Source organism: Bacillus sp. SIMBA_074 (genome assembly GCF_046534555.1).
Lineage (GTDB): Bacteria > Bacillota > Bacilli > Bacillales > Bacillaceae_G > Bacillus_A > Bacillus_A mycoides.
Genome location: NZ_JAWRYM010000012.1, coordinates 156029 through 162298, shown reverse-complemented (window position 1 = coordinate 162298; position 6270 = coordinate 156029). Strand labels below are relative to the sequence as shown.

4 protein-coding genes are annotated in these 6270 nt (G+C 36.2%); all 4 read right to left on the bottom strand.

Annotation, left to right across the window (positions count from 1 at the left end):
• Positions 1 to 282: 282 nt before the first annotated feature.
• Positions 283 to 2754, bottom strand: coding sequence for a DNA gyrase subunit A (gene gyrA, locus SB773_RS15560; RefSeq protein ID WP_410590762.1), 2472 nt, complete (start codon positions 2752 to 2754; stop codon positions 283 to 285).
• A gap of 88 nt (positions 2755 to 2842) precedes the next feature.
• The gene (gene gyrB / locus SB773_RS15555) at positions 2843 to 4765 is read right to left on the bottom strand and encodes a DNA topoisomerase (ATP-hydrolyzing) subunit B (protein WP_410590760.1); all 1923 of its coding nucleotides are present in this window, start codon (positions 4763 to 4765) and stop codon (positions 2843 to 2845) included.
• A 38-nt stretch (positions 4766 to 4803) separates the two neighbouring features.
• Complete coding sequence (gene recF / locus SB773_RS15550; RefSeq protein WP_002016486.1) at positions 4804 to 5931, bottom strand: DNA replication/repair protein RecF; 1128 nt, start codon at positions 5929 to 5931, stop codon at positions 4804 to 4806.
• 12 nt (positions 5932 to 5943) lie between these two features.
• Positions 5944 to 6156 (bottom strand): S4 domain-containing protein YaaA, encoded by a 213-nt coding sequence (yaaA, locus tag SB773_RS15545; protein WP_002016484.1) that lies wholly within the window; start codon positions 6154 to 6156, stop codon positions 5944 to 5946.
• Between the last annotated feature and the right edge of the window lie 114 nt (positions 6157 to 6270).

Here is a 6270-nt window from a genome sequence, read left to right as displayed (position 1 = left end):
CAGCGTTCATCCTGAGCCAGGATCAAACTCTCCAATAAAGTTAGTTTGTCTAGCATCTAAAAATAAAAATTGACGTTTCACGTTGTTTGTTTCGTTTAGTTTTCAAAGTTCAACATCGCGTTTTAGCGACTTTCATAATATATCATAGTATATTATTTTCGTCAACAAGTTTTTTTCGATAACTTGTATCTCTCATTTGCTGACTTTTCCTATTATATACACTTTCCTATTGCTATGCAAGTATTATTATAAAAAAATAAGAGGGGGGAGAAATCCCCACTCTTACTCTTCAGAAGAATCCTCTTCATTAGATTCTTCTTCTTCATCTTTTTGCGCTTTTGCTACTGTCGCTACCTCTTGCTCATCTTCTAATCGAATTAGACGAACACCTTGTGTATTACGTCCCATTTGAGAGATTTGATTAACCGGCATACGAATAATAACGCCTGCTGCTGTAATTAACATAATGTCTTCTTCGCCTGTTACAGACTTAACCGCTACTAACTTACCGTTTTTATCTGTAATATTACAAGTCTTCAGACCTTTACCACCACGACTTTGCAGGCGGTATTCATCAATCGGTGTACGCTTTCCATAACCATTTTTCGTTACAATTAGAACATTTACATCCTCTTCGACAATTTCCATACCTACAACTTGATCTTCATCACCTAATGTAATTGCTTTTACACCAGCCGCATTACGTCCCATTGAACGCACATCTTGCTCATTGAAACGAATTAACATACCGTTACTTGTCCCAACAATAATATCCTTATCACCAGATGTTAAGCGTACAGAGATTAATTCATCCTCTTCACGAAGAGAAATTGCAATTAAACCATTTGTACGTATATTGGCAAATGATGAAAGTGGTGTTCTCTTAGAGATACCTTGTTTCGTTGTAAAGAATAAGAACTGGTCGTCACCAAATTCACGAATTGGAATAATAGCGTTGATCCACTCGCCCTTATCTACCCCTAATAGATTAATAATCGGTATACCTTTTGCTGTACGACTATACTCTGGAATTTCATATCCTTTTGTACGGTATACTTTACCCTTGTTTGTGAAGAATAAAATATGATCATGAGTAGACGTTGTTAATAAATGTTCGACAAAGTCATCATCATTCGTACCCATTCCTTGTACACCACGTCCCCCACGGTTCTGTGTTTTGTACGTAGAAGCCGGTAACCTCTTAATATAACCATTATGAGTAAGTGTAATTGCGATATTTTGTTCTGGGATTAAATCTTCATCCTCTATAGCTTCCATACCGCCAATTGTAATTTCTGTTCTTCTCTTATCATTAAAACGCTCTTTTACTTCAGCTAATTCCTCGCGAATAATTTCAAGAACTTTTTCTTCGTCTGCTAAAATTGCTTTTAACTCTGCAATTATCTTCATTAAATCTTGATATTCTTGTTCGATTTTTTCGCGTTCTAATCCAGTTAAACGTTGCAAACGCATATCTAAAATCGCTTGCGCTTGTTTCTCACTTAAGCCGAAACGTTCCATTAAACCTTGTTTTGCAATATCAGCTGTTTTTGAACTACGGATTAAAGTAATAACTTCATCAAGATGATCTAAAGCAATTCGTAAGCCTTCTAAAATATGAGCACGCGCTTCTGCTTTCTCTAATTCATAAGCAGTACGTCTACGAATCACTACCTTTTGATGCTCTAAATAATAATATAGATTTTGTTTTAAATTTAAGACTTGTGGCTCTCCATTTACAAGAGACAACATATTAATACCGAAGCTTGTTTGGAGTGCTGTATGTTTATATAGATTATTTAATAGTACATTGGCATTGGCATCACGACGTACTTCCATAACAATACGCATACCATTTCGATCTGATTCATCACGTAAATCTGTAATACCTTCAATTTTCTTATCACGAACTAGTTCTGCGATTTTTTCAATTAATCGCGCCTTATTAACTTGATAAGGTAGTTCTGTTACGATAATAGTTTGTTTACCATTTGCTCTCTCTTCAATTTCAACTTTAGCACGAAGTATAATAGAACCGCGACCTGTTTCGTAAGCTCTTCGAATTCCACTTCGCCCTAAGATTAAACCTGAAGTTGGGAAGTCTGGTCCAGGAATATATTCCATTAATTCCGCGATAGTGATATCAGGGTTATGACTTAATGCCAACACACCATCAATTACTTCTCCAAGTTGATGCGGTGGAATGTTTGTTGCCATACCAACCGCAATACCCGTCGTACCATTGACTAATAAGTTAGGGAAACGCGCTGGTAATACAACTGGCTCTCTTTCAGAACCATCGTAGTTATCTTGATAATCAATTGTATTCTTTGTAATATCGCGTATTAATTCCATAGAAATCTTAGACATTCTTGCTTCTGTATAACGCATTGCTGCCGCTGAATCTCCATCAACAGAACCGAAATTACCATGTCCATCAACAAGCATGTAACGTTGACTAAAATCTTGTGCCATACGTACCATTGTTTCATAAACAGCTGAATCACCATGCGGGTGATACTTACCAATTACTTCGCCGACAATACGCGCCGACTTCTTATATGCTTTATCAGCTGTAATTCCTAAATCATTCATCGCATATAAAACCCTACGATGAACTGGTTTTAATCCATCACGAACATCTGGTAATGCACGAGACACGATAACACTCATTGCGTAATCTAAAAATGAGGTACGCATTTCATGACTAATATTAATTTCTCGAATTCGTGCTTGTTGTTGATTGTCTGACATCAACGAGCACCTCCTCTTACATTTCCGTTACACATACATTGATTTATATGTAGAAGACAGGAATACTTAGATTCCTGTCATTACTCACTTAAATATCAAGGTTTTTCACGTATTTTGCATTTTCTTGGATAAAGTTACGACGTGGCTCTACTTTATCACCCATCAAAATTTCAAATGTTTCATCCGCTTCAATTGCATCTTGAAGGGAAACTTGAAGTAACGAACGTACTTCTGGGTCCATTGTCGTCTCCCACAGCTGAGTTGGATTCATTTCCCCTAGACCTTTATAACGCTGAATCCCAGGCTTAGGTTGAGCTGGTAATTCAGCTAGTATTTTTTCAAGTTCTTTATTGTTATAAGCATATTGAATTTTTTTACCTTGTTGTATTTTAAACAACGGTGGCTGTGCGATATATATATATCCACACTCAATGATTTGGCGCATATAACGATAGAAGAACGTTAATAATAGGGTACGAATATGTGCACCATCAACATCGGCATCTGTCATAATAATAACTTTATGATAGCGAGCTTTTTCAATAGCAAAATCCCCACCAATATTTGTACCGATTGCTGTAATAATTGTACGAACTTCATCATTTGATAAAATCTTATCTAAACGTGCCTTTTCAACGTTAATAATTTTACCCTTCAGTGGTAAAATCGCTTGAAAATGACGATCGCGTCCTTGTTTTGCAGATCCGCCCGCAGAGTCACCCTCCACGATATAAATTTCGCTAATTGCTGGATCTTTAGAAGAACAATCAGCTAGCTTCCCTGGTAAACTTGAAACTTCTAGAGCACTCTTTCGGCGCGTTAGTTCACGAGCCTTTTTAGCCGCTACACGTGCACGTGCTGCCATAGTCCCTTTATCTATAATTTTACGTGCAACATTGGGATTTTCTAGTAAGAACTTTTCAAACGCCTCTGAGAATACAGACTCTGTAATCGTTCTCGCTTCACTATTTCCAAGTTTCGTCTTTGTTTGTCCTTCAAATTGTGGATTTGGATGCTTAATTGACACGATTGCTGTTAAGCCTTCACGAACATCCTCACCAGTTAAATTACTATCCGCATCTTTTAAAATATTATTTTTACGACCATAATCGTTAATTACACGTGTTAGAGCAGTCTTAAAACCTACCTCATGTGTACCGCCTTCATACGTATGAATATTATTTGTAAATGAATAAATATGATTTGTATAGCCTTCGTTATATTGAAGAGCAACCTCAACCTGAATCCCATCTTTTGAACCATCAACATATACAGGTTCCTCATGAATCGGTTGTTTTGAACGATTTAAATGTTCAACATATGATTTAATTCCACCTTCATAATGGAATTCTTTCTTTTGCTTATGTTCACGCTTATCTTCAATTGTTAATTTAATATTACGATTTAAAAACGCCAACTCACGCATACGAGTCGCTAATGTATCAAATTCGTATTCTGTCGTCTCTGTAAAAATTTCTGAATCTGGCTTAAAGCGTGTGATCGTTCCTGTACGATCAGTTTCACCTATTACTTTTAAATCCGCAGCCGGGACCCCACGTTCATATTTTTGATAGTGTATTTTTCCATCTCGATGTACAAATACCTCTAATTCTGTTGATAAAGCATTTACAACAGATGCACCTACACCATGCAAACCACCAGAAACTTTATAACCACCACCGCCAAATTTACCACCGGCATGGAGTACCGTCATAATAACTTCTACAGCAGGACGTCCCATTTTTTCTTGTATACCAACAGGGATACCACGACCATCATCTGTTACAACAATACTATTATCTTCTTCAATACTGACATTAATTTCATCACAATATCCTGCTAAAGCTTCATCAATACTGTTATCAACAATTTCCCACACGAGGTGATGAAGACCTTTTCCACTTGTAGAACCGATATACATACCAGGACGCTTTCGAACTGCCTCCAGTCCTTCTAACACCTGAATCTGACTTTCATCATATGCATTTTCCTGTATTTGCTTTTGTTCCATTGACACAAAGATCACCTACTTTTCCATTTAAACAGAAATTATTTTCTGTCTATTTCACAATCTACCGTGCCGTTCGTTACATGAATTGTTTTCGCTTCTTTCAATGTTTCATGTTCAATTCCCTCGACACTCGTCGTTGTCACAAAGGTTTGTACTTTTCCTTGAATTGTATTTAGCAGATGCGATTGACGATAATCATCTAATTCTGATAACACATCATCTAGTAAAAGAATTGGATATTCCTTAACCTCTGAGTATATCAATTCAATTTCAGCCAATTTTAGGGATAGTGCGGTTGTTCGTTGTTGTCCTTGTGAACCAAAGACTTGAACATTTTTACTATTAACGAAGAATTGTAAATCATCACGATGAGGACCAAGTAAAGTTGTACCCCGAAAAATTTCACGTTGTTTCACAGATTGAAAACTTTCATAGTATACTTCTTTTATTTTCGACAAATCCATTGATTCTGATACATCTACACTTGGTTTATAAACGATTTCTAACTCCTCTAATCCCCTGCTAATTCCGCGATGAATTGGAGCAGCCCATTCTTGTAGTAAATGCAAAAACTCAAAACGTTTTCGCAAAATTTTTGCACCATGCTCAATAAGTTGAAGTGTAAATACATCCAACATAGTTTCCTCATTTTTACTATTCCCTTGCATCTTCTTAAGTAAATGATTTCGTTGCGTGAGTACCTTTTGATATTGACTTAATTCATACAAATAGACCGGAGCTATTTGTCCAAGTTCCATATCCAAAAAGCGTCTTCGTACTTGAGGGCTTCCTTTTACAAGATTTAAATCTTCTGGGGCAAACATAACAACATTCATTTCACCAATATACTGGCTCAATTTTTGTTGTTCTAACTGATTTAACTTTGCCTTTTTACCTTTTTTTGAAATATTTAATTCTAAGGATACTGAACTATTTCGCCTTTGTAATCTACCTTTTATATTACCATAATCCTCATCCCAACGAATGAGTTCACGATCGTTCGAAGTTCTATGAGATTTCGCCATCGCCAATACATAAATAGCTTCCATCAGATTCGTTTTCCCTTGCGCATTTTCACCAATAATTACATTGACTTTATCCTCAAAGGAAAGCTCTAAATGCTCATAATTGCGATAGTTTTTTAATTGTATTTCTGTAATAAACAAAGGGATCCCCCTTTATGCCTGAACTTGGAAAGTTCCGCTTCCCGGAATTTCAACAATATCATTTGCATATAACTTTCGGCCTCTTCTATTTTCAAGTTCTTGATTCACGTATACTTCATATTCTTGTAAGAACCATTTCACAGCGCCACCTGTATCAATTACATCAGCTAACTTTAAAAATTGTCCTAGTGTAATGTATTCTGTTGAAATCTTAATAAGTTTCATAAAATCGCTCACTTTCTGAAAGTGTTCATTCTTTCATTGTACTAAATAAACTAGCATTAGGAAAGTAATACCCCACAAATCAAATAAGGGTCACTAGTACCTTTACACTAGCAA

Bases quoted from the DNA above. Each gene is read 5' to 3' on its own strand.
- gyrA (WP_410590762.1), bottom strand. From the start codon at position 2,754: ATGTCAGACAATCAACAACAAGCACGAATTCGAGAAATTAATATTAGT.
- gyrB (WP_410590760.1), bottom strand. From the start codon at position 4,765: ATGGAACAAAAGCAAATACAGGAAAATGCATATGATGAAAGTCAGATT.
- yaaA (WP_002016484.1), bottom strand. From the start codon at position 6,156: ATGAAACTTATTAAGATTTCAACAGAATACATTACACTAGGACAATTT.